The sequence below is a fragment of the Sphingomonas sediminicola genome, assembly GCF_014489515.1.
GTDB lineage: Bacteria > Pseudomonadota > Alphaproteobacteria > Sphingomonadales > Sphingomonadaceae > Sphingomicrobium > Sphingomicrobium sediminicola.
In genome coordinates, this window is sequence record NZ_CP060782.1 from 1,676,980 (window position 1) to 1,703,688 (window position 26,709).

Annotated in this window: 28 protein-coding genes and 3 pseudogenes; 18 read left to right on the forward strand and 13 right to left on the reverse strand. The window is 62.9% G+C overall.

The features are described 5' to 3' along the window. Window positions 1–54: 54 nt before the first annotated feature. The 3 genes from H9L14_RS09045 to H9L14_RS09055 all read right to left on the reverse strand — a co-directional run bounded on the left by H9L14_RS09045 (window position 55) and on the right by H9L14_RS09055 (window position 2,484). Window positions 55–645 carry a glycine zipper 2TM domain-containing protein gene (locus H9L14_RS09045; protein ID WP_187707845.1) on the reverse strand — a complete coding sequence of 197 codons (591 nt, stop codon included), beginning with the start codon at window positions 643–645 and terminating at the stop codon, window positions 55–57. Window positions 646–742: 97 nt separating this feature from the next. Then, complete coding sequence (nadC, locus tag H9L14_RS09050; protein ID WP_187707846.1) at window positions 743–1,600, reverse strand: carboxylating nicotinate-nucleotide diphosphorylase; 858 nt, start codon at window positions 1,598–1,600, stop codon at window positions 743–745. Between the two features lie 32 nt (window positions 1,601–1,632). Continuing rightward, complete coding sequence (locus H9L14_RS09055; RefSeq protein ID WP_187707847.1) at window positions 1,633–2,484, reverse strand: metallophosphoesterase family protein; 852 nt, start codon at window positions 2,482–2,484, stop codon at window positions 1,633–1,635. A gap of 50 nt (window positions 2,485–2,534) precedes the next feature. On the opposite strand from H9L14_RS09055, the gene H9L14_RS09060 reads away from it, so the two are divergent. Beyond that, window positions 2,535–3,611 carry a phosphotransferase family protein gene (locus H9L14_RS09060; RefSeq protein ID WP_187707848.1) on the forward strand — a complete coding sequence of 359 codons (1,077 nt, stop codon included), beginning with the start codon at window positions 2,535–2,537 and terminating at the stop codon, window positions 3,609–3,611. Between the two features lie 60 nt (window positions 3,612–3,671). Here H9L14_RS09060 and H9L14_RS09065 read toward each other — a convergent pair whose 3' ends face one another. Then, window positions 3,672–4,496, reverse strand: a complete 825-nt coding sequence (locus H9L14_RS09065) for a hypothetical protein (RefSeq protein WP_222949799.1) — start codon at window positions 4,494–4,496, stop codon at window positions 3,672–3,674. Between the two features lie 212 nt (window positions 4,497–4,708). On the opposite strand from H9L14_RS09065, the gene H9L14_RS09070 reads away from it, so the two are divergent. The 11 genes and pseudogenes from H9L14_RS09070 (at window position 4,709) to H9L14_RS09105 (ending at window position 13,656) form a co-directional block, all read left to right on the forward strand. Beyond that, window positions 4,709–5,059 carry a DUF3147 family protein gene (locus H9L14_RS09070; RefSeq protein WP_187707850.1) on the forward strand — a complete coding sequence of 117 codons (351 nt, stop codon included), beginning with the start codon at window positions 4,709–4,711 and terminating at the stop codon, window positions 5,057–5,059. A gap of 82 nt (window positions 5,060–5,141) precedes the next feature. Further along, window positions 5,142–5,744 carry an RNA polymerase sigma factor gene (locus H9L14_RS09075; protein WP_187707851.1) on the forward strand — a complete coding sequence of 201 codons (603 nt, stop codon included), beginning with the start codon at window positions 5,142–5,144 and terminating at the stop codon, window positions 5,742–5,744. Continuing rightward, window positions 5,741–6,313: pseudogene (locus tag H9L14_RS17420) on the forward strand (FecR/PupR family sigma factor regulator); the annotation flags it as partial. The gene H9L14_RS09075 and the pseudogene H9L14_RS17420, both read left to right, overlap by 4 nt. A gap of 905 nt (window positions 6,314–7,218) precedes the next feature. Then, window positions 7,219–7,296, forward strand: a pseudogene (locus H9L14_RS17425) (hypothetical protein); the annotation flags it as partial. 932 nt (window positions 7,297–8,228) lie between these two features. Next, window positions 8,229–8,960, forward strand: coding sequence for a TonB-dependent receptor domain-containing protein (locus H9L14_RS09085; RefSeq protein ID WP_246444594.1), 732 nt, complete (start codon window positions 8,229–8,231; stop codon window positions 8,958–8,960). Window positions 8,961–9,043: 83 nt separating this feature from the next. Then, on the forward strand, window positions 9,044–9,598 hold the full coding sequence (locus H9L14_RS09090) for a thermostable hemolysin (RefSeq protein WP_187707853.1): 555 nt from the start codon (window positions 9,044–9,046) through the stop codon (window positions 9,596–9,598). After that, the gene (locus H9L14_RS15840) at window positions 9,595–10,749 is read left to right on the forward strand and encodes an AMP-binding protein (RefSeq protein WP_246444032.1); all 1,155 of its coding nucleotides are present in this window, start codon (window positions 9,595–9,597) and stop codon (window positions 10,747–10,749) included. Before H9L14_RS09090 ends, H9L14_RS15840 begins: the two co-directional genes overlap by 4 nt. 26 nt (window positions 10,750–10,775) lie before the next feature. Next, window positions 10,776–11,678 (forward strand): iron-containing redox enzyme family protein, encoded by a 903-nt coding sequence (locus H9L14_RS15845; RefSeq protein ID WP_246444034.1) that lies wholly within the window; start codon window positions 10,776–10,778, stop codon window positions 11,676–11,678. Continuing rightward, complete coding sequence (locus tag H9L14_RS09100) at window positions 11,668–12,345, forward strand: SDR family NAD(P)-dependent oxidoreductase (protein ID WP_246444036.1); 678 nt, start codon at window positions 11,668–11,670, stop codon at window positions 12,343–12,345. Before H9L14_RS15845 ends, H9L14_RS09100 begins: the two co-directional genes overlap by 11 nt. Before the next feature lie 470 nt (window positions 12,346–12,815). Then, a pseudogene (locus H9L14_RS17580) lies at window positions 12,816–12,965 on the forward strand (hypothetical protein); the annotation flags it as partial. A gap of 124 nt (window positions 12,966–13,089) precedes the next feature. Further along, window positions 13,090–13,656: a class I SAM-dependent methyltransferase gene (locus H9L14_RS09105; protein ID WP_187707854.1), complete on the forward strand. Its 567-nt coding sequence runs from the start codon at window positions 13,090–13,092 to the stop codon at window positions 13,654–13,656. A gap of 89 nt (window positions 13,657–13,745) precedes the next feature. On the opposite strand, the gene H9L14_RS09110 is transcribed toward H9L14_RS09105, so the two are convergent. Further along, entirely contained in the window at window positions 13,746–14,273 is a 528-nt protein-coding gene (locus H9L14_RS09110) for a superoxide dismutase family protein (RefSeq protein WP_187707855.1), read from the reverse strand. A gap of 43 nt (window positions 14,274–14,316) precedes the next feature. Then, the gene (locus H9L14_RS09115) at window positions 14,317–14,475 is read right to left on the reverse strand and encodes a hypothetical protein (protein ID WP_187707856.1); all 159 of its coding nucleotides are present in this window, start codon (window positions 14,473–14,475) and stop codon (window positions 14,317–14,319) included. 265 nt (window positions 14,476–14,740) lie between these two features. On the opposite strand from H9L14_RS09115, the gene asnB reads away from it, so the two are divergent. The 4 genes from asnB (at window position 14,741) to H9L14_RS09135 (ending at window position 18,716) form a co-directional block, all read left to right on the forward strand. Next, window positions 14,741–16,492 carry an asparagine synthase (glutamine-hydrolyzing) gene (asnB, locus tag H9L14_RS09120; protein ID WP_246444039.1) on the forward strand — a complete coding sequence of 584 codons (1,752 nt, stop codon included), beginning with the start codon at window positions 14,741–14,743 and terminating at the stop codon, window positions 16,490–16,492. A 213-nt stretch (window positions 16,493–16,705) separates the two neighbouring features. Next, a complete protein-coding gene (locus H9L14_RS15850) occupies window positions 16,706–17,320 on the forward strand; it encodes an ELM1/GtrOC1 family putative glycosyltransferase (protein ID WP_281389367.1) in 615 nt (204 codons plus the stop codon). Window positions 17,321–17,415: 95 nt separating this feature from the next. Next, the gene (locus H9L14_RS17430; RefSeq protein ID WP_425506877.1) at window positions 17,416–17,601 is read left to right on the forward strand and encodes a hypothetical protein; all 186 of its coding nucleotides are present in this window, start codon (window positions 17,416–17,418) and stop codon (window positions 17,599–17,601) included. 26 nt (window positions 17,602–17,627) lie between these two features. After that, window positions 17,628–18,716: an ELM1/GtrOC1 family putative glycosyltransferase gene (locus tag H9L14_RS09135; protein WP_187707858.1), complete on the forward strand. Its 1,089-nt coding sequence runs from the start codon at window positions 17,628–17,630 to the stop codon at window positions 18,714–18,716. A gap of 12 nt (window positions 18,717–18,728) precedes the next feature. Here the strand turns inward: H9L14_RS09135 and H9L14_RS09140 are convergent, their stop codons facing one another. The 6 genes from H9L14_RS09140 to H9L14_RS09160 all read right to left on the reverse strand — a co-directional run bounded on the left by H9L14_RS09140 (window position 18,729) and on the right by H9L14_RS09160 (window position 23,622). Beyond that, the gene (locus H9L14_RS09140; protein WP_246444041.1) at window positions 18,729–20,894 is read right to left on the reverse strand and encodes a M3 family metallopeptidase; all 2,166 of its coding nucleotides are present in this window, start codon (window positions 20,892–20,894) and stop codon (window positions 18,729–18,731) included. A 124-nt stretch (window positions 20,895–21,018) separates the two neighbouring features. Next, window positions 21,019–21,534, reverse strand: a complete 516-nt coding sequence (locus tag H9L14_RS09145) for an NUDIX hydrolase (protein ID WP_187707859.1) — start codon at window positions 21,532–21,534, stop codon at window positions 21,019–21,021. Next, window positions 21,531–21,680: a hypothetical protein gene (locus tag H9L14_RS17020; RefSeq protein WP_343070174.1), complete on the reverse strand. Its 150-nt coding sequence runs from the start codon at window positions 21,678–21,680 to the stop codon at window positions 21,531–21,533. The genes H9L14_RS09145 and H9L14_RS17020 overlap by 4 nt, the downstream gene beginning before the upstream one ends. After that, on the reverse strand, window positions 21,656–22,204 hold the full coding sequence (locus H9L14_RS09150) for a hypothetical protein (protein ID WP_343070175.1): 549 nt from the start codon (window positions 22,202–22,204) through the stop codon (window positions 21,656–21,658). The genes H9L14_RS17020 and H9L14_RS09150 overlap by 25 nt, the downstream gene beginning before the upstream one ends. Further along, window positions 22,146–23,024, reverse strand: coding sequence for a TPM domain-containing protein (locus H9L14_RS09155; RefSeq protein WP_246444042.1), 879 nt, complete (start codon window positions 23,022–23,024; stop codon window positions 22,146–22,148). The genes H9L14_RS09150 and H9L14_RS09155 overlap by 59 nt, the downstream gene beginning before the upstream one ends. A 1-nt stretch (window position 23,025) precedes the next feature. Next, a complete protein-coding gene (locus H9L14_RS09160) occupies window positions 23,026–23,622 on the reverse strand; it encodes a LemA family protein (RefSeq protein ID WP_187707860.1) in 597 nt (198 codons plus the stop codon). Between the two features lie 141 nt (window positions 23,623–23,763). On the opposite strand from H9L14_RS09160, the gene mscL reads away from it, so the two are divergent. Then, the gene (gene mscL, locus H9L14_RS09165) at window positions 23,764–24,183 is read left to right on the forward strand and encodes a large conductance mechanosensitive channel protein MscL (protein ID WP_187707861.1); all 420 of its coding nucleotides are present in this window, start codon (window positions 23,764–23,766) and stop codon (window positions 24,181–24,183) included. Between the two features lie 4 nt (window positions 24,184–24,187). Next, the gene (locus tag H9L14_RS09170) at window positions 24,188–24,634 is read left to right on the forward strand and encodes a hypothetical protein (protein WP_187707862.1); all 447 of its coding nucleotides are present in this window, start codon (window positions 24,188–24,190) and stop codon (window positions 24,632–24,634) included. Here the strand turns inward: H9L14_RS09170 and H9L14_RS09175 are convergent, their stop codons facing one another. Continuing rightward, window positions 24,635–26,668, reverse strand: coding sequence for an amidohydrolase family protein (locus H9L14_RS09175; protein WP_187707863.1), 2,034 nt, complete (start codon window positions 26,666–26,668; stop codon window positions 24,635–24,637). Window positions 26,669–26,709 lie beyond the last annotated feature (41 nt).

Below are 26,709 nucleotides of genomic sequence, written 5' to 3' on the forward strand. Positions count from 1 at the left end.
AACGGGCCGGGAATCGCTTCCCGGCCCGCCTTGCTTGTCATTCTGGGATTTGGCTTAGCAGCGGCCCTTGGCAACCTGGCTGCCGACGACCGCGCCGAGAGCGCCGCCGATCAGAGCACCGGTCGTGCGATCGCCGGTCCGATAACCGTAGCGATCGCGCCCGCTTGCAACCTGCGATCCGACGACCGCACCCAGCGCACCGCCGACGAGCGCGCCGGTGGTCGAGTTACCGCAGCGGTATCGGCTGCCGTAGTAGTTGTTGCTGTAGTAGCCGTTGTTGTAGCCGCCGCCATAGTAAGGCGAACCGTACGAGCTGTACCCACCGTAATAGGGCGATCCGCCGTAGTAGCTGCTGCCGTAGTACGGCGAGCCGCCATAGTAGCTCGAACCATAATAAGGGGAGCCCGAGTAACGCGACCCATAGTAGCGCGTGCCCGAATAGCGCGACCCGTAATAAGGCGACGACGATACGTAACGCGTGCGGACAGGCGCGCCACCGTAGTAGGACGAGCCGTAATAGCGCGCCTTCTGGGCTCGCTTCTGCGCCTTCTTCCACGACTTCTGGCCATGATCCTTGGCCGACGCGACGGTCGGAGTGACAACCATGGATGCCGCGGCAAGCGCGAGCAGGGAATTCCTCAACATCGAAATACTCCTCGAATACGCGGCCACGCTCAAAAGGCGCGGCGTCTTGACGCCACCTGCTGCGCGTTATGGGCTGTCTGCGTCCTGAATGAGGTTGTCAGGAATTCGGCAGCTGGAGCGAGTAGTCGAGGCCGATGTCGACGGATGGGGCAGATTGAGTGATCCGTCCGACGGAAATGTAATTCACTCCAGTCTCGGCGATGGCGCGGATGGTGTCGAGATTGACCCCGCCCGACGCCTCCAGCGGCACGCGCCCGGCCACCAGCGCCACTGCTTCGCGAAGGACCTGCGGAGACATATTGTCCAGCAGCAGCCGGTCCGCGCCCGCCTCGAGCGCTGGCTCGATCTGGTCGATCCGGTCGACCTCGACCTGGACCGGAAAGCCGGTATCCGCGGCCTTTGCAGCACGCACGGCCTGCGCGACGCCACCGGCGACTGCAACGTGATTGTCCTTGATCAGAAGCCCGTCATCGAGCCGCATCCGGTGGTTCTCGGCGCCGCCCATCCGCGCTGCATATTTCTCGAGAAGGCGGAGGCCAGGAATGGTTTTCCGCGTGTCGAGGAGGATTGCGCCGGTCCCTGCGATCCTGTCGACATATTGGCGCGTCAGCGTCGCAATCCCCGATAGATGCTGAAGCGTGTTGAGCGCCGATCGCTCGGCGCCGAGCATTGCGCGGGCATTGCCCTCGAGACGAAGCAGGTCGTTGCCCTTCTCGACGCTGTCCCCGTCCTTCACGAGCTTCTCGAAACGCACGTCGCGGTCGAGTGCCCGGAAGAAGGCAATCGCAATGTCGAGACCGGCAATGGTGATCGGCTGACGGCAGTTCATTTCCGCAGTGAAGCGAGCTTCAGCACCGATCGTCGCGGCCGATGTGATGTCGCCGCCCGAGCCCATATCTTCGGCAAGCACGCGGCGGACGAACTCGGTCACATCGAATTGGGGATCAACGGCCATGAGGCGGCTCTAAGCGAGCAGCCGCCACGTCGCTAGTGCGCGGGCTCGTCGTGCGTCGTTTCCGCGCCCGCCAAGCGCCAATGGTCGCCGTCCAGCTCGAATCTCTGGGCCGTGCTGGACTCGAACTTTTCGCCGCTCCAGGTCTGAAGCGTCAGCGTGACGCCTTCCGCCTCGATATCGATCCGGTTGAAGCTTTGTTCTTCGTCGCGCAACCGGGTCGACGTCGCCGTTCCCGCCTGGACGACAAGCGCTGGGCCAGCGCGAGTAACGAGGTCGCGAGCGCTGTGGGTCGACGCAGTGTGATGATGGCCCGCAAGCAGCATGTCGACGCCGGCGTCCGCCGCTGCGTCAAGTGCGAGTTCGCTTCTCCCGGCGGCTCGCTCCACGTCGCCCGTCTCGCCCACCGGCAAGGCGAACAACGGGTGGTGGGTAACGAGCACTCGCAGCGAATTGGGATTGCTGCGGTCGAACGTCTCCCGAATGAACTTCAGCTGCTCGTGACTGATCCGGCCGTCCTTGAACGTCAGCGACCGCGCCGTGTTGATCCCGAGCAGGCTGACTCCGGGAAGCTCGTGAAACGGGCAAAGCGTCTCGTCGATGAACCGCCTGTAGCGCGTCAGCGGGGACAGGAATCGGCGGAAGACGTCGTACAGCGGCACGTCGTGATTGCCGGGCACCGCGAGCACGTCATGGCCGGCCTCGCGCAGTCGGTCGAGAAATTCGCAAGCTTCCTTGAACTGCTCGATCCGCGCGCGTTGGGTGAAGTCCCCGCTGATGACGACGAGGTCGGGCTTCTCCTCGTCAACGCGCTGCGCGACGGCCTCGACAAGTTTCGGGTCATGCGCACCGAAGTGCAGGTCAGACAAATGGATTAGGCGAGCCATTGAACAGCAACGCGCTGGCGACGCCACGGTTCACCGCTTAAACGACAGTCATGGATCGGACCGAGGCGAACAGCGGCACACGGGAAGTTTCCGAGCGGCTTCGCTTCGACGAAGCTGCCCTGGATCGCTGGCTATCCGAGCATATCCCCAATGGCGCGCACGGCGGACCAATAAAGGTCAGCCAGTTCAAGGGCGGGCAATCCAATCCAACCTACCGGATCGACACGTTCCGATCCGCATTCGTCCTCCGGCGGAAACCACCGGGCACGCTCCTGCCTGGCGCTCATGCTGTTGAGCGCGAATACCGCGTGCTTGCAGCGCTCGGAGCGCAGGGTTTTCCGGTCCCGAAAGTCTACGGGCTGTGCGAAGACGAGAGCGTAATCGGCACGGCTTTCTACGTCATGGACATGGTGCCGGGACGGATCGTCTGGGAAGCGCATTTCCCCGGCATGAGCCGCGAGGAGCGCGCCGCGCACTTCGATGCGATGAATGCAACCATTGCACAACTCCACGGCTACGATCCTGAAGCGGTCGGGCTGGGCGACTATGGCAAGGCGACCGGCTTCGTCGAACGCCAGGTCGCGCGCTGGTCGAAGCAATACCTCGGCGACACGGACGCGGGGCGCGTCCCCGCCATGGACAGGCTTGTAGACTGGCTCGGCAAGCATTTGCCGCCTGACAGCGGCCGCTCCAGCGTCGTCCACGGCGACTATCGCTGCGACAACATGATCTTCGATGCGGAGACACCAGTGGTCCGCGCGGTGCTCGACTGGGAGCTGTCGACGCTCGGCGATCCGGCGGCCGACTTCACCTACCACCTGCTCATGTACCGAATGCCCGGCGGGCCGAACTTCAGCGGGCTTGCCGGTCTCGACCTCGAAGCGCTCGGCATCCCGTCGGAGAACGATTACGTCGCCGCCTACTGCCGCCGGACCGGTCGCGATCATTTGCCCAACAAGGATTATCTGATCGTCTTCTGCCTGTTCCGGCTCGCCGCCATTCTCCACGGCATCAAAGGCCGCCTCGCGCGCGGCAATGCGTCGTCAGCGCATGCGGCGCAGATGGTGGAGCGGCTGGAACCGCTGGCCGAACTCGCTCTGTCGGAAACGCGGAATGCTCGGCTTTAGGGGCGGCGCGAATGTCCGCTTTCGACCCAAAGCTGACCCGAGCCGTTGGCAGCGTGAAGATCAAACGCCCATTAACTGCCGCGCCGTCGCGTGCCACCACGGTGTGTCCCACAGCAGGTTGATCAGGACTGCCGTCGGCACATAGACCGCCAGCCAGATCCCGTAGGCCTCGTGCACCCGCCGATTCCGGATCACATCCCAGACGAACATCGGGGATGCCGCGAGCAGCACATAAAGCTGCAGGGAAATCGGACTCCCGGGCATCGTTTCCGGCAGCGCCGTGATCCTTACAATCCCCGCGGCCAGCGGAATTGCCGTGGCGAGAAACATCATCCGCTTGTGAAGCCCCGCATTGCTCAGGCGAGCCTTGAAGGCGATGGCCAGGAAAAGCGGAAACAGCAAACCAACCTGAATCTGCATCAGCATGATGTCGTCCAGCTCCGATGCGCGCTCCAGCAACCTCTCACGCATCGCGGGCGGCCCGAAGTGCGCGCCCTGCCACACCTGGTGATAGATCGTCGGGACGAGCACCAGACCTACGGCCACCAGGAGAGTCGCTAGCAAGAACCCGAGCACGCCAAGCCGCATGTGATATTCGCGCCGACCCGTCGCCATCAGCCAGGACTGCGCCAACAGCGTCAGCAGGAAAGACCCCATCACCACCGCATGCATGTGCAGCACCAGCGGGAACGGCGGGCGAGCCCCCGCCTGGACCATGCCCACCTTCATGATCGAATCCGGGATGAACCCCGTGAGTACGATCGCGATGAACCAGCCCGCCATGACCACGAAGATCCAGCGGTCCAGCGCATGCGCCCGCGGCGTCCCGGACAATAGGTCCGGCCGGCGCTCCTTAAGCGAAAAGCGGTCTGCAACAGTCGCCATGGCTTGTCCCCCTCGCCTCTCTCGACTGGCCTTGGTCTGTATCACAACATTCGAACGGCGACACGCGCCTTGCCAGTGCCGCTTAGTTCCCCGGTTTGAAGCCATGCACGCGAGGGCTGGCCAACTCTCTCGGTTCGCCCCATTGGTAACATAAGCCGAGTGTCAGCTTTCGACCCATTGCGGACATTAGGGTCGACCGTCATTCTCGCCGCATGCTTTACCTCGCACTCAAAGCGGCACTTTCAGGTGTCCTGATCGCCATAATCTCAGAAGTCTCAAAGCGTTACCCAGGCATAGGCGGTCTGATTGCATCGCTGCCCTTGGTTTCCGTCCTCGGCATGATCTGGCTTTGGCGAGATAAGCCCGACGTTGAGAACATGGCGTCGCACGTCGAGGCGACCTTCTGGTTTGTTCTTCCGTCCCTGCCGATGTTCCTGCTCATTCCGTGGCTCCTGCGGAATGGGACATCGTTCTGGTTGGCGCTGCTAATCGGTTGTGCGGCGACAATCGCTTTCTATTCGGCAATGATTGCCATCGGACCGAAGTTTGGGCTGCGGCTCTGAAACGTCCGCTTTCCATCCGAGGCAGTGGCCCCGATACGAATACGGGTTGCGGAACGGACCCGATCGCTGCTTCTGGGGATGAATGTCGCTGGTCCAACCTGCTGGATTGACCGGAACCCTCGAGGCACGGCGCGGAGACCTTCGCCGGTTCCTGATTGCGAGGACAGGCAGCGAGGCTGATGCAGACGATCTGCTGAGCGAGCTCTGGATCAAGGCCAATTCGGTCCAGCCGGGTCCGGTCTCCAATCCGGGCAGCTACCTTTTCAAGATGGCCAATAATCTCGTACTCGACAGGCTTCGCGAAACCAGTCGCCGCCAGCGGCGCGAAGGCGACTGGATCGCAGAGCAACGCGGCAGCCACGCCCTCGTGGAAGAGCCCGCCGATCCGGCGTCCAGCGCCGAGAAAATGCTCATCGAACGGGACGAGCAGAATCGGCTGACTGAAGCGATCGACCAACTGCCCGCCGGGGCCCGCCGCGTGCTCCGAATGCATAAGCTGGAAGGGCTCGGCCATGCCGAGATCGCCGCTCAACTGGGGATAAGCAAAAGCGCCGTCGAGAAGCATATGGCCTTGGCCATGGCGCATCTCCGCAGAATCCTGACGACTGAGGCGGAGCCCGGTCCGCGGCGTCTAGAAATCAACAAGGGAGGTCCGGCCGAGGGAGGCAAGGACTTGAAATCATGAGCATCGACCGGATCTACGAAGAGGCCGCCGGCTGGCTCGTTCGCCAGCAGGATGACGCCATGGACTGGCAAGGCTTCACCCTTTGGCTGGAAGCCGACCCGCGCCACCGCGCCGCCTATGACGATCTGGCATTGCTCGATGCCGACCTCGATACTTTCGCGCAAAGGTTTGAAGTTAACCGGACGGTGCCAGCGCCCGTCGCCGCAAACGACGCTGAGCCCGTGCGCTGGAAGCGATGGGCGGGCGTAGGCGGTGGCGCTCTGGCTGCTGGCCTGGCGCTAGCCTTGGTGCTCCAGCCAGCGACATCGGACATTCGGGCCCAGGACTATCGGTCGGCTCCGGGCAAGAGCGCCCAGGTCGCTCTGGCTGACGGCGGCCATGTCGTGCTCGCGCCGGACAGCCACCTTCGGGTTCGAGGTGGGGATATTACAATTGAGGGGACGGGATACTTCGACGTTCCACACAGGCCCGGGCGCACGCTCACCGTCAACGCCGGCGATTTCCAAGTCACCGACATCGGAACGCGCTTCTCGGTCGCGAACGAGGTCGAAGGAGTCAGCGTCGAGGTTGAGGAAGGAGCCCTCTCGGTCTCATCGCAACGGCTGGGATCGCCGATAGCTTTGCATGCGGGTCACGGCCTGCATGCCGACCGGTCGAGCGCGACCGTTCAGCTCGTCAGCGTTGAGCCGCAGCGTATCGCGACGTGGCGAAACGGCAAGCTGCAGTTCGATGAGGTACCGCTCGCGCTGGTCGCGCGCGACATCTCAAGATATTCGGGCAGGAAGGTGACGGTCGACCGCGCTATCGCCGGCCAGCCATTCAGCGGAGTGATCGCGATTGACCAAGGTGAGGCCCTGAACAGACCCTCGCCCAGATCCTGTCGCTCGACATCCAGAGGGTGGACGGCGCTTCTCGCCTTCGGCCTCGTCGCTAGCCAGTTTACGCTCGCTTCCCCCGTTTATGCCGCGACTCAATCAATCAACATCCCGGCCGGCCCGCTCTCGCAGTCCATCCGGAGGCTAGCCGACCAGGCAGACGTCTCGATCGGCTTCGCGGGCAAATTGCCCGGTATCGCGGCACGAACCGTGCGCGGCGCGTCGAGCCCGGCGGACGCGCTACGCCAGATGCTCAAAGGAAGCGGTTACCATGCCGTGCCGACCGGACCATCGAGCTTTCGGATCGAGCGACTACCTCGCGCAGCGCACGCCGCATCAACACCAAGCACGCCGATTGAAGAGCCGTCGCCAGACATCGTCGTGACCGCGCTCAAGCGGCCACAGCTGCTGACAACCCTTCCCGGCACCGTAAGCGTGATATTCGCCGACAACCTCCGTTCCGCCGCGGGCCTGGCGGGCAGCGACGCGATCGGGCGCCAGCTTCCATCGCTCACGACCAGCAGTCTGGGACCCGGCCTCAACCGCCTTTTTCTTCGTGGAATCGGGACGGGCCACTCAATGGCTTCAACCAGGGAAGCGTGGCCATCCTGCTCGACGAAGCCCGGATCAACTATGACGCCCCAGACCCCGACTGGGCACTCATCGACATTGACCGGGTCGAGGTCCTCGAAGGACCGCAGGGTCCGCTTTACGGAACGGGAGCGCTCGGCGGGATCGTCAAGCTTTCGACGACGGCCCCTGATCTGGGACATTCGTTCGCTCGCGTTTCGACGTCTGGAGCGGTTGTGGAGGGCGGCGGTTTCTCGAACGCGCAATCGTTGACGGCAAATCTGCCGCTTGCATCTCAACGTTTGGGCGTGCGCGCCGTGGCTTATCGCGACCAGCAGGCCGGGTGGATCGACAACGCCGGCGGAGACGGCAACATCAACCGGTTGCAGCTTGTCGGTGGACGGCTCGCCATTCGCTGGATTCCTGCCGGGCACTGGACCGTCGATCTGATCGGCGCGCTCCAAAGTCGAAATACGCGAGACAGCCAGTACGCCGACGGCAACGTCGGTCCGTTACGCCGTCCGGATCGATTGCGGGAGCCTCGCGACCTTGACGCCAAGATCGGCATGTTGACCATAAAGGGTCCGATTGGCAGGGTTGAACTCACCTCGATCACCAGCTTCAGCCGGCAGGAAGCAGCGGCAACCTACGACGCTGCACCGCTTGCACCGATTCTTGGGACTGTAGGGCCAACAAGCGTCGACGACGCTCGGAACTATGATCTGTTCGACCAGGAGGTCAGGATCCAGAACCGGAGCGCAGGCGGACTGGAATGGCTCGCGGGCCTGTCCTTCATCAATGCGACAACTGACACGGATATCGTCGCGAAGGACGCCTCGACCGGCGTTCCCCTACTGAGGTTTCGAAGGTCGATCAGTGAGGCGGCCGCCTTCGGCGAGGCGAGCGCCAAGATCGGCCGCGGTGTGATCCTGGCGGGCGGAGGCCGGGTCTTTTCAGTGGGGATCGACGACGAGGGCAGGAAGCCAATTCATCAGGAGCGCTCAGTCGACGAAGTATCCGGGCGGCGGCCGATGCAAGCATCACTTGGAAGCCGTCGGCGAATGTCACGGCCTTCCTTCACGCAGCGAGCGGATATCGCCCTGGCGGAATCAACGTCCAACGCGACGCTTCCCAACCGACGTACGAAGCAGATGAGCTGGCAAGCGTCGAGCTCGGATCGCGGATCGAGCTGGGCGAAGATTCTTCGGCAGAAGCCACTGTTTTTGCGTCCAGGTGGCAACATGTTCAGACCGACGAGCTCCTGACCAACGGGTTGGTCGCAACTCGAAACGCAGGCAACGCGCACAATTCCGGCCTCGAAGGGCGCATCCATTTGGCAGTCGGCAAGGCCACGATGCTGACCGGCGGCCTCATCCTTCAGTCCGCGCGACTGGCCTCGTCGAACCAAGGCAGCGAAATCGAAGATCGCCGCTTGCCCGCGGTTCCGCAGCTTGCTGCTCGGGTAGAGCTCGGCCACCGCTTCCATTGGGACTCATGGGATGGCGAGGCGAGCATCGGTGGCCGGTACATCGGAGCGACCCATTTGAGCTTCGATCCTGTACTTGATCGAAGGACCCCCGGACACGCGCTGATGGACGCGCATGTTTCCCTCTCGCGCGATGGCTGGACCGCGGAGCTTCTTGGCGAGAACCTCACCAACAGCACCGCCGACACGTTCGGTTTCGGCAATCCGTACCGCGTCAGGCTGGTGCCGCAGCGCACGCCGGCCAGGCCGCGATCGATCGGCATATCCCTCAGCCGGTCTTTCTGAGTTTCGCATTTTTAGTCAGCCGACCGACTGAGGTGCCGACGATTTCGGGGCGTCTTCACCGGGAATAGCCCGGGGACTTCCTGATGAATGTCGAAGCCGCAAGGCACTTGATTGAACGTCGTTACGCCACCGTCCACGGTGCCGTCCAGGCGGCAGACTATCCCCATTTTTGCATTGTCGATTCCGGTCCGGAGATGGGCCCCACTGCCGCCTTGGGCTTTCGGCTGGCCGGAGAGGAGCGGCTGTTTCTTGAAGACTATCTCGACGATCCCATCGAGAGGGCAGTCAGCGAAAAGATCGGAATTAGAGTCAATCGTGACCGCATCGTCGAGATCGGAGCGCATGCGTCGGCCCAAAGCCGCGCCACCGTGGCGTTGTGGGCCAGAACCGCGCGTCATTTGAACGGGATCGCGGATGTAGCGGTAGCCGTACTGACCGGTCCGCTACGGTTGATGTTCGGAAGGCTTGGGATCGACATTCACGATCTTGGCGCTGCCGATCCGGCCCGGCTTCCGGAAGGCGCTGCGGACTGGGGACGATACTATGACCTGCAGCCGCGAATCTGCGCAGGACTGATCGCACCCGCGCTTCCGAAATTGGCCGGCTTCGACGATGGCGTAACCGGGATCTGCGCATGACTGCGCTGCTCGAAGCCGTCCGAAGCCACGTGCGTGCAGGTCGTTCCAATCCTGCTTTTGATGACGGCCACAAATCGTTGAGCTGGGGTGACAGCGCTCTAGCCATCGAGAACACGATTGGCGAGCTCGAACGATCTGGACTGGGCAGAAGTCCGGTCGGATTGGACATCGATCATTCGACAGGCGCGGCAATTCTTCTCGTCGCACTGATCGAGGCGGAAATCCCGGTCGTCCCGCTCCCACCGTATTTCAACGAGGCGCAGCGGCTCGCTGCACTCGGCAACGCCGGTGCGAGCGCCTGCATCTCGGGCTGCTCCCTTGACGATCTCACCGTTCGGTTCGGAGCGGTCCCCGTCGAAACGGGGGAGGCCGACCTTCCCAACGCAACGGCGGTGATAAGCTTCAGCAGCGGCTCGACCGATGAACCCAAGGGAGTCTGCCTTTCCGCAGATCACCTCATTGCTGTCGCCACGTCGGTTTGCGACTACCTTGGCCGCGATCTTGCGGGCCGGCACCTACCGGTCCTTCCGTTTGGAATCCTGCTCGAACAAGTCGCCGGCCTGTTCGCCTCGCTCATCGCTGGCGGGACCTACCTGCCACTGCCCGGAAGCGCAGTCGGATTGGCAAACCCGCTTCGGCCCGACGGAAAGCAATTACTCGACGCCGTCATTCGGGATGGAGCGACGTCCCTCATCCTCGTTCCCGAATATCTGGCAGCGCTGGTGGCAGCGATGGAAGCATGCTCGACCCGCTTGCCGCAGTTGACCCTCGTCGCCGTTGGCGGCGCTAGCATTTCCCCCGCGTTGCTAAAGCGCGCCAGCCTGGTCGGTCTGCCGGTTCGGCAGGGTTATGGAATGACCGAAGCCGGCTCGGTCATCACGCTTGAGGACGGATCGACCATCTCTCAAGGGGAGTCGGTCGGTCGGTCGGCAGCCACAAGCTTTGGTTGGCGGACGACGGCGAAATCATCATCGATGGGCCGCTATTCCTCGGTCTCGTCGGTCAGTCTCGAGAGCCCGGCTCCTTTGCCACAGGGGACATCGGTCGCTTCGACCAGCAAGGGTCACTCTGGATCGACGGCCGGAAGTCCAACCTCATCGTTACAGCCTTCGGACGCAACATCTCGCCCGAATGGCTCGAAGCGCTGCTGACGGCTCAGCCCGAGATTGCTCAAGCCATGGTCCGCGGCGACGGAGACGCGATACTCGAGGCCCTGCTCGTCCCCGCAGGACCCGAGGCCGACGTCGAAAGTGCGGTCGAACGCGTCAACGGCGGACTTCCGGAATACGCCCGGATCGGCGCCTGTCGTCTTGTACCCCCCTTCACGCCGGCGAGCGGACTGCTGACGGGCAACGGCCGGATGCGACGCAGCGCGATCAATCGAGCCCATCCCAAGGAGACGGCGGCGGATAAGTTCTTCGACCGGCTAATTTCGGAGACGAAAGGCGACCAGGCGCGCTTTGCGATGACCCCGCAGCTTCTTGCGGGGCTCACCGGCCAGATCAGTCGCAGCGATTACATCGCGTACCTGACGCAAGCCTTTCATCACGTGCGCCACACGGTCCCGCTGATGCGTGAGGCGCGCGCCGCGCTCGCGGAGCGGGGCAACCCAATGCTCGTGGAGGCACTCGACAATTATATTGTGGAGGAGACCGGCCACGAAGAATGGATCCTCGACGATATCGAGACCGCGGGCGGGGATCGGGACGCGGCATCGCGCAGCGACCCCGCGCCGGCGACCAAGGCGATGGTCGACCATGCCTATGCAACAATTCGAGACGGCAATCCGGCCGCGTTCTTCGGGATGGTCTTCGTTCTAGAAGGAACGAGCGTCGCGTTGGCTTCGCATGGCGCTTCCGCGGTCCAGCGGCGACTGGGGCTTCCGAACACCGCCTTCCGCTACCTCAATTCACACGGCGCACTCGATCAGGATCACATGAAATTCTTCGAGAGCCTGATGAACCGCGTCGACGATCCATCGGACCAGTCCGCCATCGTCGAAATGGCGAAGGACATGTTTCGTCTATTCGGCGGAATGTTCGGGGGAATCGAAATCGAAGGCGTTCGTGATGCGGCATGATGGCAAGACGGTTGTGCTCACCGGAGCGGCCGGCGGAATCGGCAGCCTCCTTTGTCGCGAGTTGAAGAGAGAGGGTGCGACCGTCGTCGGTGTCGATCGCGTCGATTGTCCCGAGGCCGACGAGACGATCATGGCCGATCTCGCGACCCAAAGCGGCCTTGCCGACATCTGCAACCTGCTTTCGTCGAGGCGGGTCGACCTGCTCGTGAACCTCGCCGGGATGCAATATTTCGGTCTGTTCGACCGGCAGGAGCCCGATCAGATCTGGACCGGATACGTCGTCAACCTGATCGCACCCGCAACCTTGATGCGCTGCGTCCTTCCGCAAATGCAGGCACGCGGAGACGGACAGATCGTAAATATCGGTTCGGTCCTTGGCGCGGTGAACTATCCCTATTTCGCCACCTATTCGAGCAGCAAGGCAGGCTTGCGGGGTCTGTCCGAGGCTCTTCGCCGGGAGCTCGGCAAGTCGCCCATCGCAATCACCTACATCGCCCCCGAGCAGTCCGCACAGCCTTCAACGGAGCGGAGGTCAATCGCTTCCTCGAAATCGCGAAGATGCATCCCGACGATCCCGCGCTGGTCGCGCGGCGCATCGCCCGGGCAATCGGTGGACGCCGCAAGGAGGTCACGCTCGGCATCGCCGAACATTTCTACACCCGCCTGAACGGCCTCTGCCCCGCCTAGTCGATGCGGGCCTCGCAGGCACGACCGCCAAGGCACGCGAGCTTTTCGCCAACTGATCCAGGAGAAGGAGCAATTCATGGATTTTGGCCGCTACATTCAAGTTTTGGCTGCATTGAGCCTGACGGTGCTGGCCGCTCCGGCGTTTGCTTCGGACAATCCGGCAATGGATTCCGATGTCATGCGCATCAACAATGCCTGGGCGCACATTCGCTACCAGGTGAAGGACCGCAACGCGCAATACAATCAGCTGGCCGCGCTTGAGGGCAGGCGCTCCAGGTCGTCCAGAAATATCCGGGCAAGGCCGAGCCGCTGCTTTGGGAAGGCATCGTGGTCAGCGAGGAGGCTGCGAGGGCGTCCACCTTCAAGCAACTCGGCCTTGCGACCCGTGCACGCGACATTCTGGCGAAGGCCTATGCAATCAATCCGCGCGTGGCGGACGGAGGCGCCGCGATGAGCCTTGGCGTGCTGTACTACAAGGTTCCGGGCTGGCCGATCGGCTTCGGAAGCACGGCCAAGGCTCGCACATATTTCCAGCGGGCACTACTGCAGGACCCGAAGGGGTTGGATAACAACTATTTCTACGGCGACTTCCTAGCCCAGGAAGGCGACAAGGCGTCGGCGCGGCAATATCTGCAGCGAGCGCTTCAGGCCCCAACGAACCCGGACAGGCCCGTCTGGGATTCGGGACGGCGGCGGAAGTCCGGGCGCTCCTCGCCAAGCTCGGATGAGCAGCCGAACGTTCGTCGACCGTGCGGCCTTGGCCGTCGGTCGGCAACTTGCGAACCCTTCCGGCTCGGGCGGCTTCCTGCTCGCCGTGATGATGCGGGTTTTCAATCGCCGCCCGACGCGCGCGCTGATCGAAGCGCTCGATATTCGTCCAGGCCACCACGTCCTCGACATCGGGTGCGGGGACGGAATGGCCTTGTCTGCCGTCCCGCAGACCACTTGGCGGTACGGTGTCGATCAGTCGGAGACGATGCTTTCGATCGCAAGGCACCGATTGAATCGAGACCTGAAGGCGGGGCGGGTCAGGCTTCGCCACGGTGACATGCTGGCGTTGCCCTTCGGCGCAAATGCGTTCGACCGGATCCTTGCCTCCAATGTACTCTATTTTTGTACCGACATTCCTGCCCTCGTGCAGGAGTGCCGGCGGGTCGCGCGGCCGGACGCAAGCCTGGGAATCTACGTCACCTCCGCCCGGTCGATGGCGAAGTGGCCGTTCGCCGGTCCCGAACCCATCGCCACTTTTCGCGCGAGCAACTCGAAGCGGAATTGGAAGCGGCGGGAGTGATGCAAGGAGAACGGGAAATCCGGCACCTCGCGCTGCCGGGTGAAATGGAAGGGCTGATCGCCCTCGTGCGGCTGGTGAGCTAGCCGCCGTCACTGAATTGGGGCGCAGGCGATCCTTGCTCCGGCGCCGCCAATGGGCTGGCTGACGTGATCGTCGGGCGATGCGTGGATGACAAGCGCCGATCCGTCGGCATCGAGCAGGTTCAAGCGTCCGACGGCTTCGCCAAGCGAGAGATTGGGCGCGAACACTTCGGCAAAGGCCTTGCCGTCGGGACCGACGAATAGGTTCGGAAGATCGCCGAGGTCGGTTGCATTCTCATTGAGCAGGCCGTGGACCGACGCCGCGGCCGAGCCGTGGACGTGTCCGCCGGACGCCTTGAAGCCTGGATCTCCGCACGTGGCGACAGAATGTATGTGCATTCCGTGCCATCCTTCCGATAGGCCCGATGCTTCCACCTTCAAAAGAACCCCGCGTGGAGCTTGCGACAAGGTCACCGTCCCAATCACCTTGTTCCCATCGCCGATAATCGACGCCGTCCTGGCCAGGCCATCCGCAGAGCACGGAGAGGCAAGGAGGGTGCAGGCGAATCCCAGGGTAATCAGCGCGCGGCGGGTCATCGTGAAGTCCCTTTTCGGATGAGATGCAGTAATGACGCCGCCATCATGATCCGACCGCAGGCTGGTCGTTCGAATTAGGCAATCCAAGAGCCGGAGCAGTCATCGAAAACGGCGGCGTCGACTGCGGTACGTGCAGGTCGGCGGCGTCATGGAGGGACTCTTTCTCAAGCGAAGGGATGTCCTTGATGATGCGCGCCTCCATCTTCGGACTCGCACCGATTTCGAACGAAAGGACGTCCAGCCTGCTCGGTCCGGACTTGCTCCGCGAGCGGCCGTGTTCATGTTCGTCGAACGTTTCCGAGCTAGCCTTCGACGCGCAAAATTACTCGCAGATTAAACTTCTGCAATCTTTCGATTCTTTCCTTCCCCTTCCCCAATTCGGTCCTCATTTGGTTGTCCCGTGCGGACCGGTTCCGCTCGCTTTTTGTGGGTGAGCCATGTGCGGGATTGCCGGCTGGTACAGAAGGATGGGTCGCCCGGTCGGGCGGAACGTCGTCGTCCGTCAGTGCGAGCAACTGGTCCATCGCGGCCCGGACGACGCTGGCTATTTAATCGACGGCGACTTCGGTTTCGGGATGCGTCGCCTCAGCATCATCGACATCGCTAACGGACAGCAGCCGATCACGAGCGCGGACGGCCGATATTCGATCATCTGCAACGGCGAGATCGTCAATCATCTCGAGCTTAGGCGGGAACTTCAGGGCTACGCGTTCCGAACGCACAGCGACATCGAGACGCTTTTGGCGAGCTACGTGCGATGGGGCGACGATGCCTGGCTTCGGCTTGAGGGCATGTATGCGGCCGCCATCTGGGACCATTTCACGAAGATGCTGACTCTGGTGCGCGACCCATTGGGGATCAAGCCACTGTTCGTCTCGGAGCAAAACGGCGGCTTCGCCTTCGCATCCGAGATCTCCGCGTTACGTGTCGTTCCCGATTTCCAGTTCGACGTCGATGAAGGCGGCATCCGGGACTTCTTCCGTTTCGGGCACGTGCTCGGTCCCCGATCGATTTTCCGTCAGGTGAGCGCACTTCAGCCCGGTCACGTGATGAAGATCGGAGCGCTTGGAAGTGCCACATGGCCATTCTGGAAACCCCAGGTACGGCCGATGAGCGGGCTAAGTGAGAAGCAGTGGATCGAAGAGACGCGCGAGCGCGTCTTAGCGACGGTCAGGAAGCACATGCTGTCCGACGTTCCCGTCGGCGTATTCCTTTCAGGCGGCGTGGATTCGAGCGCGATTGCGGCAAGCATGGCGCATTCTTCAACCGCTCAATTCAAGGCGTTCACCGCGGCATTCCCAGGATCGAAGATCGACGAATCCTCGGCGGCCTCCGAGATCGCGCGTCATCTCGGATTCGAACACGTCTTGCTGCCGATCGTGCCCGAGACTGCGGCAGACGTCCTTCCGGCCGTACAGCGATCCTTCGACGAGCCGACGGCTGCCAATTCCGCGATTCCGCTTTGGTATCTTTCACGCTCCGCGGCCGAGCACGTGAAGGTCGTTCTTTGCGGCGAAGGCGGTGATGAGTTGTTCCTAGGATACAATCGCCAGCGTTGGGCGCAACGTATGGCCCGTTGGTCGCCGCTTTTCCGGGCGTTTGGCGGACTTGAGATGATCGGCCGCATGCCCGAGTCGCGGGCACGCAAGCTCAACTACCTCAGGGATCATGCCAGCCGGTTTCGGCACGGAGCGCTGCTCGCCAATGGATACGAGCGCTTCTTCGCCGCCGTCACGATCACGCCTGACGCCGTTCGCCGGCGCATCCTTGATCGAGAATTCTATCAGTTGTGGGACGAGCCGGCTTCGGAAGCGACGATGGCGGAGAGATATTTCACGACTGCGCAGCCAGGCTTGTCCGAACTCGACCAACTCGCTCTCGGGGACCTCACGGTGCATATGCCGGCCTCGCTCCTCCAGCGACTGGACCGTTCATCGATGGCCTCGTCGCTCGAGGCGCGGGTCCCCTTCCTTTCGCATCAATTCGTCGACTGGGCGCTGACAGTGCCTACGGAGATGAAACTCCGTAACGGCGTCGGGAAACATGTACTGAGGCGTGCGATCGAACCGTTGCTACCGCGGGGTGCGGTCGGAACGCGAAAGCTGGGATTCCAGATGCCGCTCGCAGACTGGTTCGTCGGAGGCTTCAACGATTTCGCGCGGGACGCTTGGCAATCGTCCGGGCTGGCCAGTGCGGGATTCCTCGACCCGCGGGCGTAGATCAGATGTTCGACGAACATCGCAGGGGACTTAGCAACCATGGGCGGCTCCTTTATGCGATAGCCATGTTGAGTTGCTGGTGGCGCGAGCAGCGACCCATGCCCGCCAGCGTCTCGCTACCGGAACGGCAAATTGCCTGACGGAGCTCTTAGACAGGGTCTCTCGACGGCGGCGATTCGCGGACCGACGCAGCGCGATCCAACGGTCTGGATCTTGCTTGGCAATCGAACGGGCGATGACAATCAATTGAGCGCCCTGGCCGTGGCGCTCGGCTGGCCGTTCGAAACGAAGACACTCCGCTACAACAGCCTGCGCCACTTTCCCTTTCTGCGCGACGAGCGCCTGCTGCATCTCATAGGGGAAACACGTTCAACCCTGCTTCCGCCCTGGCCCGACCTGGTGATCGGACTTGGCTACGAGAGCCTCCCGGCCGCTCGTTTCATCCGAAGGCAGTCCCGGGGGCACACGCGGTTGATCCAGATCGGCAACCCGCGCTGCGCAATCGACGACATCGACCTCGTCATCGCCACACCTCAATATCCCCTGCCGGACGCCACGAACCTTCTCAAGATTCCGCTGCCAATCGGCAACCCGGCGCGCGCCGTTACGGCGACGCAGGAGGAAGAGGATTGGTTGCAATCCATGCCAAGTCCCCGCCGCCTGGTGGCTGTCGGCGGGTCGACCAGGCAATGGAAGGTAGACGAGAGGCGGCTGAATCTAGCCATCCGGCATCTCAAGGAGGCGCGCGCACGTTCGGGAGGTAGCGTCATCGCCGTGACCAGCAGGCGCACGCCCCAGAGATCAAGCGCTCACTGGAAGACCAGCTGACCGGCGATGCGGAGGCTTGCGTTCACGATTTCCCGCGTTTCGCCACGCTTCTTGCGCGGTGCGACGAATTCCATGTCACTGCAGACAGCGTTTCAATGCTTTCAGAGGCGATCCTCACTGGAAGACCGGTTGGAATGATCCCATCCGGCGTTCCCTGCGCGGCCAAGTCGGCCATTTCCTGCGCAGACTTGGGATCCCACTCCAGGCCAGAGCGGACCTGTCGGGCTTCTGGCGCTATCTCACCGAAAACGGACTCGTCGGAACGGTCGAGCTACCCGTAGCATCGGCAGTTCCAGACACGACCCAAGTGGCGGTCGAGGCTGTTCGCGACATTCTGAAAAGACCGCGAACGCCAAGGATCTGGGCGCTGCTGGGGGCTAGGAAGGGCGACAACAATCAGGTCCTGGCGCTCGCCGAGGCGCTGGGCCTTCCATTCGTATGCAAGCAGCTGACCTACAATCACTGGCGTCATTTGGGTCCCCATCTCCTTGGCGCGACCCTCCGCAGCCTGACACCGGGGTCGCGGGCCTTATTGTCCGGCGATCTCCCTGACCTGACCATCTCGACGGGCCATCGAAGCGTTGCGGTGGTGCAGTCCCTGCGCCGGCGGTCCGGCGGCAGGACTCGTTCGATCCATGTCGGCTATCCCAGGATCTCGCCGGACAAGTTCGACCTCGTGATCGCAACCCCGGAATATCCCATCCGCGAGCATCCGAACCTCATTCGGATCCCTATCGCTCTCAGCCGCGGTACACGTCGCGCGGAGCATCACGAGGACTTCTGGCAATCCTATCCGGCTCCGCGCCGCCTACTGATCCTGGGCGGCCCAACTCTATACTGGCGGCTCAGTCCGCAGACCGTGGGGAGAGCACTGGACGACCTCTTGGCGAAGGCTAAAGCCCATGGCGGTTCTGTCGTTGTGATCGGAAGCCCGCGCACCCCCCGACGCCTCCTACTCAAGGCGCAGGAGCGTGTCCGCAGCGTGCAGGTACCGGCCACATTGGTTCCGGTGGGAGGTAGTCCGCCCTACGCGGAACTTCTCGAATGGGCCGACACGATTTCCGTCACGGCGGATAGCGTCGCAATGGTCTCGGACGCCATCTCGACCGGCAAGCCCGTGGAACTCGTTCCCATCCAGCCGACCGGCGCGGGATGGGCCGTCATGGCGCTGATGGATCGCGTTCGGCCCTCAGAACACGCGCCGCCTCACGATCTTCGTGCTTTCTGGAGGGCTCTCAAGGAACGGGGTTTGGTTGGATCCGCCAGCGAGGGCGTAGAACCGGTGCCCGACCTGACCTGCTCGGCAGTATCGCGCGCCAAGGCGATCGTCGGGGGGTCTGGTAAGTCGCGCTCAATGAAAGGCCCTCCCCGATCCCTCGGGAAGGGGCTTCCATAATCGCCTCGCTGCTTACTTGCCGGTCGCGGTCTCGCTTATCGGGAAGCCGCGCTTCTTGAGCAGCGCGTTCACGTCCGGATCGCGACCGCGGAACTGGCGGTAGGCCTCGGCACGATCGGTCTCGTTGCCGGTCGACAGCAGGTACTTCTTGAAGTTCCCCGCGACCTTCTTGTCCCACGGGCTTCCTGCCTCCTGGAACGCCGCCCAGGTGTCGGCGTCCATCGTCTCCGACCAGAGGTAGGAATAGTAACCCGCCGAGTAGGCGTCGGACGAAAAGAGGTGATTGAACTGCGGCAGTCGGTGCCGCATCACGATCTCCTTTGGCATGCCGATCTCGGCCAGCGCCTTCTTCTCGAACGCGTCCGGGTCCTCAACGCCGGTCGGGTCCATGTGCATCTTCATGTCGACGATCGCCGACGACAGGTATTCGACCGTGGCGAAGCCCTGGTTGAACGTCTGCGCCTTCTGGATCTTGTCGACCAGGGCCTGCGGCATCGGCTGACCGGTCTTGTAATGCTTGGCGAAGCGCTGGAGCACCTCCGGCGTCATCAGCCAATTCTCGTTCACCTGGCTCGGATATTCCACGAAGTCGCGCTGCGACCCGCCGAGGCTCGGATACTTCACGTTCGACAGAAAGTAATGGATCGCGTGGCCGAACTCATGGAACAGGGTCTCGGCATCGTCGGCGCTGATAAGCACCGGCTCGCCCGGCCCCGGCTTCACGAAATTGTTGTTGTTCGAGCCAAGGACGATGTCGTCGCCGAGCAGGCTCGCGCGGCTACGATAGGTCGTCGCCCAGGCGCCGGAGCGCTTGCCCTCCGCCGCGAAGTCGTCGCGGTAGAAGACGCCGACCTGCTTGCCAGTCACGCGGTCGGTCACCGAATAGACGCGGATGTCCTGCTTCCAGGTCGGTACGGTGCCGGTGATTTCCTTGAAATCGAGGCCATAGAGCTCGCCCGCTGCCCAGAATGAGCCGCTGATGATGTTGTCGAGAGAGAAGTAGGGTTTGATCTCGTCCTGCGAGAGATCATACTTCTCCTTGCGGACCTTCTCCTGGAAGTAGCGATAGTCCCACGGCTCGATCGTGATGTTCTGGCCGAGCTTCTTCGCCAGTGACTGCTGGTCGGCAACCTCTTCCTTCACGCGCGCAACGGCGGCCGGCCAGACGCGATTCATCAGGTCCATCGCCCGCGCGGGGGTCTTGGCCATCGTGTCCTGCATCCGCCATTCGGCGTGGTTCTTGAACCCGAGCAGCTTGGCGCGGTCCGCACGCAGCTTCACGATCTTCGCGATCACCTCGTTCGTGTCGTTGACACCGCCATTGTCGCCGCGGTTGACGAACGCGCGCCACACCTTCTCGCGGAGAGCGCGGTTGTCGGCGAAGGTCAGCACAGGATCGACCGCCGAGCGTATGTTCTTGATCGCGAAGGTGCCTGCGGGCTTGCCCAGCGCTTTGGCGGCGGCGGCGAGCGAGGCCTTCACGTCGGCCGGAACGCCTTTCAGTTCGGCTTCGGTCGCAGTGATGTAGGTGCTTTCGTCGGCAAGGACCTTCTCCGAAAAGGTAGCGAACTGCTGCGCGAGTTGCTGGTTCATCGCCGAGAGCTGCTGCTTTTGCGCATCGTTCAGGTTCGCGCCGCGACGGGCGAAGCTATCGTAGATGCGCGTCAGCAGGCGATCCTGCTTGGCATCAAGGCCGAGTGACGCCTTCCGGTCGTAGAGCGACTTGATACGCTGGAAGAGCTTCGGGTTGAGCGTGATCTCGTCTGACGCCGCCGACAGCTTCGGCGACCATTCCTTGTCGAGCGCCTGATATTCCGGCGTCGCCATGTTGTTGGTCATCACACCGAATATTGCGTCGACGCGGTCGAGGCGCTGGCCGGATTTCTCGTAAGCCTCGATCGTATTGGCGAAGGTCGGCCCTTCCGGATTGTTGGCGATCGCCTCCACCTCACGGCGGCGCTCGGCGATTGCGAACTCGAACGCCTGCGGGAACAGAGCCGGAGTAACCTTGTCGAAGGGCGGAACGCCGTCATAAGGCCCCGTCCAGTCGGCGAGCAGGATGTTGTTCGGAACTGCCGTGGCGGCGGCCGCGACCGGAGTTGCGGCTCCCTGAGCCTGCGCAGCCGTGCCAATCGCGGTCATTGAAAGAATGGCCGTGGTGGCCAGCAGCATCTTCATATTACCCTCAAGAAAGGATTTGCCCGAGCAAGCGCATTGCGGACGGACCGAACCGCGGCAAGCGACACTTCGACGAACGGCACGTATCGAACCGCAAGTGAACGGCCACTGACAGGCCGAACGGCTAGAAGTTCATGAAAAGCAACAGCTTGACGTCGATTGCCATGCCTTCGGCCCGCCTCTCCGCGACAAAGGCGGGGATATCCTCCCGGGCCACCAGATGGACATTGATGTCCTCGTGATCGGTGCCGCCCCCCTCCCCGACTTTCCGCAAGCCGTGCGCGCGGACCAGCGCGAAGCTTTCGGACAGCATGCCGGGCGACGACTGGAACTCGCCCAGCCGCTCGATCCGCTCCGCAGTGTAGCCGGTCTCTTCCTCCAGCTCCTTGACCGCCGTTCCCTCGACGGTCGCATGCTCATCCTCGTCACCGACGAGGCCGGCCGGAAGCTCGAGGCAGCGCTTGCCGACCGGCACCCGATACTGGTCGATGATGAGGACCTTGCCCTCATGTTCGGCGATGATCACGACCGCGTTCACGCTTCCGGTGCGCGAGACATATTCCCAGCGGCCGCGCTTCAATGCGCGGACGAACTTGCCCTCCCACATAACTTCCAGAGGAGCGTCGCGATCGACCGTCATAGCTCGATAAGTTTATCGGGAATTTCGTTCGTGTTCGTCGACGAGCGCGGGAAATGCTCGGCGAGGACTTTGCCCACTTGCTCCACGGCCGCGACGATTCCGTCCGCGGGCCGGCCTGCCTTTACCTCAACCAGCAGCGCAGCCATCGCCTCGCCCAGGTCTCGGGCGTGGTCACTTTGGTAATTGCCTCGTCGGCAACGATCTCGGCACGGCGCTCGGCCATCGAGAGATAGATGAGCACTCCGGTGCGGCCGACCGTCCGCCGCTCCGCGCCGGCCTTGAAGGTCGCGATCGCCCGCCTACGCACGCGCCGCTCTTTGGTGGCCGACGGCGTCAGCAGCAGCCTCAGCGGCATGTATTTCAGGATCAGAAGCACGACCGTGAACTTCAGCACGGCGAGGATCATTAGGAAGGTCAGCAGTTCCCGAATCGTCGTTTCGGGCCGCCAGCTGCCGAGGAAAAGATTGAGCCACCATTCGAGGCACGACGGGCAGATCGCAGCCCACGCAAGCACGGCGATGAGGGCAAGGACAGCCCAGTGCAGGGCGACGTCGTGATACGGATCGCTGATCGGAGTCGCGACTGCGATGATCTCGCCATCGCTGTGCGATTCAGCCGCCGCGATCGCGGCGCTGACCTTTGCGTGATCCTCGTCGCTTAGCCGAAGCATCACCAGCTCCCCCGGCCCCGCCGCCACCGAAGCCACCACCGCCTCCGGAAAAGCCGCCGCCGCCGCCGCCCCAGCCACCACCGCCAAAGCCGCCGCCTCCACCCCAGCCGCCGCCGCGGGAGCCGCGACTGAGTTCATTGAGGCCCCAAAGCACGATCCACGGATTAATGCCGCCGCGCTGGGTCCGGTATCGCTTGGATCCCGATCGGCGCGACAAGGAGCCGATGATCGAAAAGAAGACGATCATGATCACGATCGCCGGAATGATCGGCAGGCCGCCATTCTTGCGCTCGGATTGCTGCTGCGCCTTGGCGATGTTTGCCTGCGCCTGGTCGGCAGGAAGCTCCATTTGCTGGATGATGGCGTCGGCGCCGGCCGTGATCCCGGCTCCGTAGTCCGGCGGGTTCTTCTTGAACTCGGGGATGATCTTCTCGCGAACGATCACTCCCGACATTGCGTCCGTCAGGAATGCACCCGCGCCGTAGCCGGTCGTGATCCAGACTTTCCGCTCGTTCGGCGCGACGAGAAGGATGACGCCGTCATCCTCCTGCTTCTGCCCGATCCCCCATGCGCGGCCGAGCCGGTAGGCGTAATCCGAGATTTCATATCCCTCGAGGCTCTTGACCGTCGCGACGACGAACTGCCGCTTCGTCTGCGCCTCCAGCGCCGCCGACTTGCTGGAAATGTCGATCTCCTGCTCCGGACGCAGCAGGTCAGCTTGATCGACCACACGGCCGGTCAACGGCGGAAACGTCTGCGCCGAAGCGGGTGCGGCCAGCGCGACCAGCGCCAGCAGCATGACGGCGAGGAAGCGCGTCACCTTAGCTCGCGTTGAAGTCGACCGATGGCGCCTTTTCCGCGCCGGCGGCCGCCTGGAACGGCACCTTCGGCTTCGCGCCGTAGAAGATCTTGGCGCCGATCGCGTCCGGGAAGGTCCGGATCCGCGTGTTATAGGCCTGCACCGCCTCGTTATAGTCGCGCCGCGACGCGTTGATGCGGTTCTCCGTGCCCTCCAGCTGGTCCTGGAGCGCGAGGAAGTTCGCGTTGGACTTGAGGTCAGGATAGGCTTCCTGAAGCCGCTGAAGCGGGATAATTGCCTGAGTCAGCCGGTTCTGCGCGTCATTGAACGCCTGCACCTTGGCCGGATCGCTCAGATCGCTCGCGTTGAGCTGCACTCGACCGGCGTTCGCGCGAGCGTTGGTCACTTCGACGAGCACCGTTTTCTCTTGCTGAGCGTAACCCTTCACGGTCTCGACCAGATTGGGAATCAGGTCGGACCTGCGCTGGTAATCCGCCTGGAGATCACCCCACTTGGCGTTCACGTTCTCCTCTGCGGTGGGAACGCTGTTGAGTCCACAACCGGCGAGGCTGAGCGCTGCCAGCGGAGCGAGAAGGCCAAATCGACGCAGTGCGGTCATGTCGTTTCCCCTGAAGAACGAAACGGCGCGGAGATAGAGTCCCCCAAGCTGTTTTACAAGGGCAACACACGTATGCTTCCCGCGCTTTCAATCAGCAGCAACTGCGCTAGGTTCCATCCCGCGACGCGAAAGGGGGAAATAATGCTGAAACAATTCCGTGACTTCATCGCACGCGGCAACGTGCTCGACCTGGCGGTGGCCGTCATCATCGGCGCAGCCTTCGCGACCATCACCGCCAGCCTGACCGACGACATCATTATGCCGATCGTGGGGAAGATCTTCGGCGGCCTCGATTTCTCCAGCTACTTCACCTTGCTGGGCCCGATCCCGGCCGATTACGCCGGACCGCCGACGGATTATGCAGCGCTCAAGAAAGCCGGCGTGCCGGTGCTTGGCTGGGGACAGTTCATCACCGTGCTGATCAACTTCCTGATCCTGGCGTTCATCATCTTCCTTATTATCCGGTCCGCGAACAAGATTACGCACAAAGGCGAAGAGGCGGCAGGCCCAACCGAAGTCGACCTGCTCACCCAGATCAGGGACGAGCTGAAGAAGCGCTAGGCATATGTTCTGGCTGTCGGTCGCTGCAGCGGTCTTCATTGCATTTCTGATCGCGCTGTTCGCACAGCGGCAGAAGCAGCAGGCGACCGTGGCGGCGTTCCGGTCCCGCTTCCCGCACATCGCCCGGCTGAGGCTCGTCGCTGCCTGTCCGGGGCTGGACGGCGTGCTTCAGGAGACAGAGCTCCGGATGCTGTTCGACTGGATCATGCTGCAGCTCCACGGACGCACGCACACGTCCAGCTACGGCGAGCTGATGCAATGGACGACCGACCACGGCGAGGCCGAGAGCCTGCGCCTGATCGCCGAGGTCACGCGGGATGCGGTCGACCGGCTCCCGGCGCCGGTGCTGGCAGTGATCGACGACTGCCAGGGGCGCATCGTCGCTGGAGTGATCCTCGACCAGTCGCTGAGCGAATCCGGGCGCAGAACGCCCGAACCCGTCGCGGCCTGACTATTTCGGCCGGCCGTTGAAGCCTGCTTCTGAGCGAAGGGCGTCGCCGTCCATAAGAACGCCGTCGCTCATCACCTGATCCACATGGCGAAGGTCGCCGATACGCTTCGACGGATCCCCGTCGACCAGCAGGAGGTCAGCTTCCTTGCCGACCGTGATGGAACCGGTGCGCTTGTCCGCCTTCACGTTGCGCGCGGCGTTGATGGTCGCAGTGGCAAGTGCCTGTCCCGGCGTCATCCCGCCATCGACGTAAAGCTCCAGCTCGCGAACGATCTCCATCCCGAAGCCATCGGTGCCCGCGACGATCGGCGCTCCCGCCGCCCGAAGCTTATTCACGTACACGCCCATCTTCTTGACGCTCGCCTCGGCATCGGCGCGGGTCATTCCTTCGGGATAAGGAATTGGACCGGACTTGAAGCCCCGCTCCGTCGCAGCGGGAAGCGTACCGACATAGGCCGTATAAGCAGGCTGGACCTGTCCGGCGTTGGCCAGGAGAACGCCTTCGACCACAACCAAAGTCGGATCGAGCGCGATCTTCTTCTCGGCCATCGTCTTGATGACGGTCTTCATCGGTTCGGCGTCGAGATCGACGTCCTTGAAGTAGCGGCCTGGTCCGGTCATCCGCGCCGTGGTGTTCGACTTGGCGACGATCTCGTCGGGCATCGCCTGCATCGTTGCGAAATAGATGTGCGTGATCTCGTCGTAGCCGGCGTTGATCGCGTCGAGCGTGCGCATTCCCGCGGGAATGTGACCGTGGACGTGCAGCCCCAGCTCGTGCGCAAGCTTTGCGGCCGGCGGGATCCAGGCGGGATTCATCGACGTGTAGAACTTTACCCCTGTGAGGCCCGCGTCGTGGATCTTGCGAACCGCCGCGAGCGTCTGTTCGAGGCTCCCGACCGCCATGCTCCCCTGCGCTGCAAGCGGACCCTTCTGGTCGACGATGACGGAGTCGAAGCATTCGGGGGCGAGCAGCGTCCCCTTGGCCCGGCGATCGCGCTGCGACACCTCAAGCTCCAGCGGGCCACCGGGGTTGCGGCAGGACGTCACTCCGAGCGCCAATTCGCTGACCGTCGTGAAGTCGTCCGGCACGTGCATGTGACTGTCCCATAGGCCCGGGACGAGCGTCTTCCCGGTACCGTCGATGACGCGCGTTCCGGCCGGCAATGAGGCAGGCGCGGCTCCAACGCTGACGATCTTGCCGTCTGAGGTCAGGACGTTTTGACCGGCGACGAATTTCTCGCTGTCCGTGTCGTAGATCTGGACGTTCTTGAACAGGACCGGCCGCTTGGCATCGGCAGTCAGAAACTTTGCCGCGGTTGCAGGCGCCAGCGCGGCGATCGCCGCGTCCTGAGCCGTCTGCATCTTGTCCATATTGGCTTCGAAGCCCTCGGGCAGGATCGCCAGCCCGACGAGCGCCGCAAAGAACTTGCCGTCCGCTGTCCACACCGGCGTCGGCGTCTGGGTCGTTCCTCGCAGCAATTGCAGCTGCACCGTCTTCTTGCCGCTCGGACCATCGATTTCGAGTTCCGAGATCTTCTGCAGCGTCGCCTTGCCTGATGGCAGGAGCGGCAGACCCGCCTCCCCTGCAGCGAGAATCCGATCGATCTGCGGGGCGAAAGCCAGGAACGTGCCACCCTGCGGCAGGTAATAGGTCCCGTTTTTGTAGGGCGCGCTGCCTTTGTCGACGGGGCTAGTCCAGCTGGCTTGCGTTCCGCTGATTGCGAACGTCTCGCCGGCATCGCCGCTCGGAGTCACGCCGCGGATGACGATCTCGCTCGGCATGTTGTCCGCGCCGAAGCGGAAGGTTTCGTCCGTCTCGAAAATCAGGCCGCGAAGCAGGATCGACTGACGGAAGGCCATGCGCCCGTCCGGCAGCTTCCACGCATATTCGTCGCCGTGCTTCCCCGCCGTCGACATGACCACATAGTGCGCAGCATCCTTCGGCGGGACGAGCAATTGTTCCTTTGGTGTCGGAGCAGCGAGTGCGGCTGGCGCAGACGCGACGAGCAAAGCGGCGAGGATCACATGACGCACGGAAGGCCCCTTTTTTGAAGGAGCACACCGTGGCGGCGCGA

Excerpts from the sequence above, each read along its gene's own strand:
- H9L14_RS09045 (WP_187707845.1), bottom strand. The coding sequence starts at position 645 with ATGTTGAGGAATTCCCTGCTCGCGCTTGCCGCGGCATCCATGGTTGTC.
- nadC (WP_187707846.1), bottom strand. The coding sequence starts at position 1,600 with ATGGCCGTTGATCCCCAATTCGATGTGACCGAGTTCGTCCGCCGCGTG.
- H9L14_RS09055 (WP_187707847.1), bottom strand. The coding sequence starts at position 2,484 with ATGGCTCGCCTAATCCATTTGTCTGACCTGCACTTCGGTGCGCATGAC.
- H9L14_RS09060 (WP_187707848.1), top strand. The coding sequence starts at position 2,535 with ATGGATCGGACCGAGGCGAACAGCGGCACACGGGAAGTTTCCGAGCGG.
- H9L14_RS09065 (WP_222949799.1), bottom strand. The coding sequence starts at position 4,496 with ATGGCGACTGTTGCAGACCGCTTTTCGCTTAAGGAGCGCCGGCCGGAC.
- H9L14_RS09070 (WP_187707850.1), top strand. The coding sequence starts at position 4,709 with ATGCTTTACCTCGCACTCAAAGCGGCACTTTCAGGTGTCCTGATCGCC.
- H9L14_RS09075 (WP_187707851.1), top strand. The coding sequence starts at position 5,142 with ATGTCGCTGGTCCAACCTGCTGGATTGACCGGAACCCTCGAGGCACGG.
- H9L14_RS09090 (WP_187707853.1), top strand. The coding sequence starts at position 9,044 with ATGAATGTCGAAGCCGCAAGGCACTTGATTGAACGTCGTTACGCCACC.
- H9L14_RS15840 (WP_246444032.1), top strand. The coding sequence starts at position 9,595 with ATGACTGCGCTGCTCGAAGCCGTCCGAAGCCACGTGCGTGCAGGTCGT.
- H9L14_RS15845 (WP_246444034.1), top strand. The coding sequence starts at position 10,776 with ATGGTCCGCGGCGACGGAGACGCGATACTCGAGGCCCTGCTCGTCCCC.
- H9L14_RS09100 (WP_246444036.1), top strand. The coding sequence starts at position 11,668 with ATGCGGCATGATGGCAAGACGGTTGTGCTCACCGGAGCGGCCGGCGGA.
- H9L14_RS09105 (WP_187707854.1), top strand. The coding sequence starts at position 13,090 with ATGAGCAGCCGAACGTTCGTCGACCGTGCGGCCTTGGCCGTCGGTCGG.
- H9L14_RS09110 (WP_187707855.1), bottom strand. The coding sequence starts at position 14,273 with ATGACCCGCCGCGCGCTGATTACCCTGGGATTCGCCTGCACCCTCCTT.
- H9L14_RS09115 (WP_187707856.1), bottom strand. The coding sequence starts at position 14,475 with ATGGAGGCGCGCATCATCAAGGACATCCCTTCGCTTGAGAAAGAGTCC.
- asnB (WP_246444039.1), top strand. The coding sequence starts at position 14,741 with ATGGGTCGCCCGGTCGGGCGGAACGTCGTCGTCCGTCAGTGCGAGCAA.
- H9L14_RS17430 (WP_425506877.1), top strand. The coding sequence starts at position 17,416 with ATGCTTTCAGAGGCGATCCTCACTGGAAGACCGGTTGGAATGATCCCA.
- H9L14_RS09140 (WP_246444041.1), bottom strand. The coding sequence starts at position 20,894 with ATGAAGATGCTGCTGGCCACCACGGCCATTCTTTCAATGACCGCGATT.
- H9L14_RS09145 (WP_187707859.1), bottom strand. The coding sequence starts at position 21,534 with ATGACGGTCGATCGCGACGCTCCTCTGGAAGTTATGTGGGAGGGCAAG.
- H9L14_RS17020 (WP_343070174.1), bottom strand. The coding sequence starts at position 21,680 with ATGGCTGCGCTGCTGGTTGAGGTAAAGGCAGGCCGGCCCGCGGACGGA.
- H9L14_RS09150 (WP_343070175.1), bottom strand. The coding sequence starts at position 22,204 with ATGCTTCGGCTAAGCGACGAGGATCACGCAAAGGTCAGCGCCGCGATC.
- H9L14_RS09160 (WP_187707860.1), bottom strand. The coding sequence starts at position 23,622 with ATGACCGCACTGCGTCGATTTGGCCTTCTCGCTCCGCTGGCAGCGCTC.
- mscL (WP_187707861.1), top strand. The coding sequence starts at position 23,764 with ATGCTGAAACAATTCCGTGACTTCATCGCACGCGGCAACGTGCTCGAC.
- H9L14_RS09170 (WP_187707862.1), top strand. The coding sequence starts at position 24,188 with ATGTTCTGGCTGTCGGTCGCTGCAGCGGTCTTCATTGCATTTCTGATC.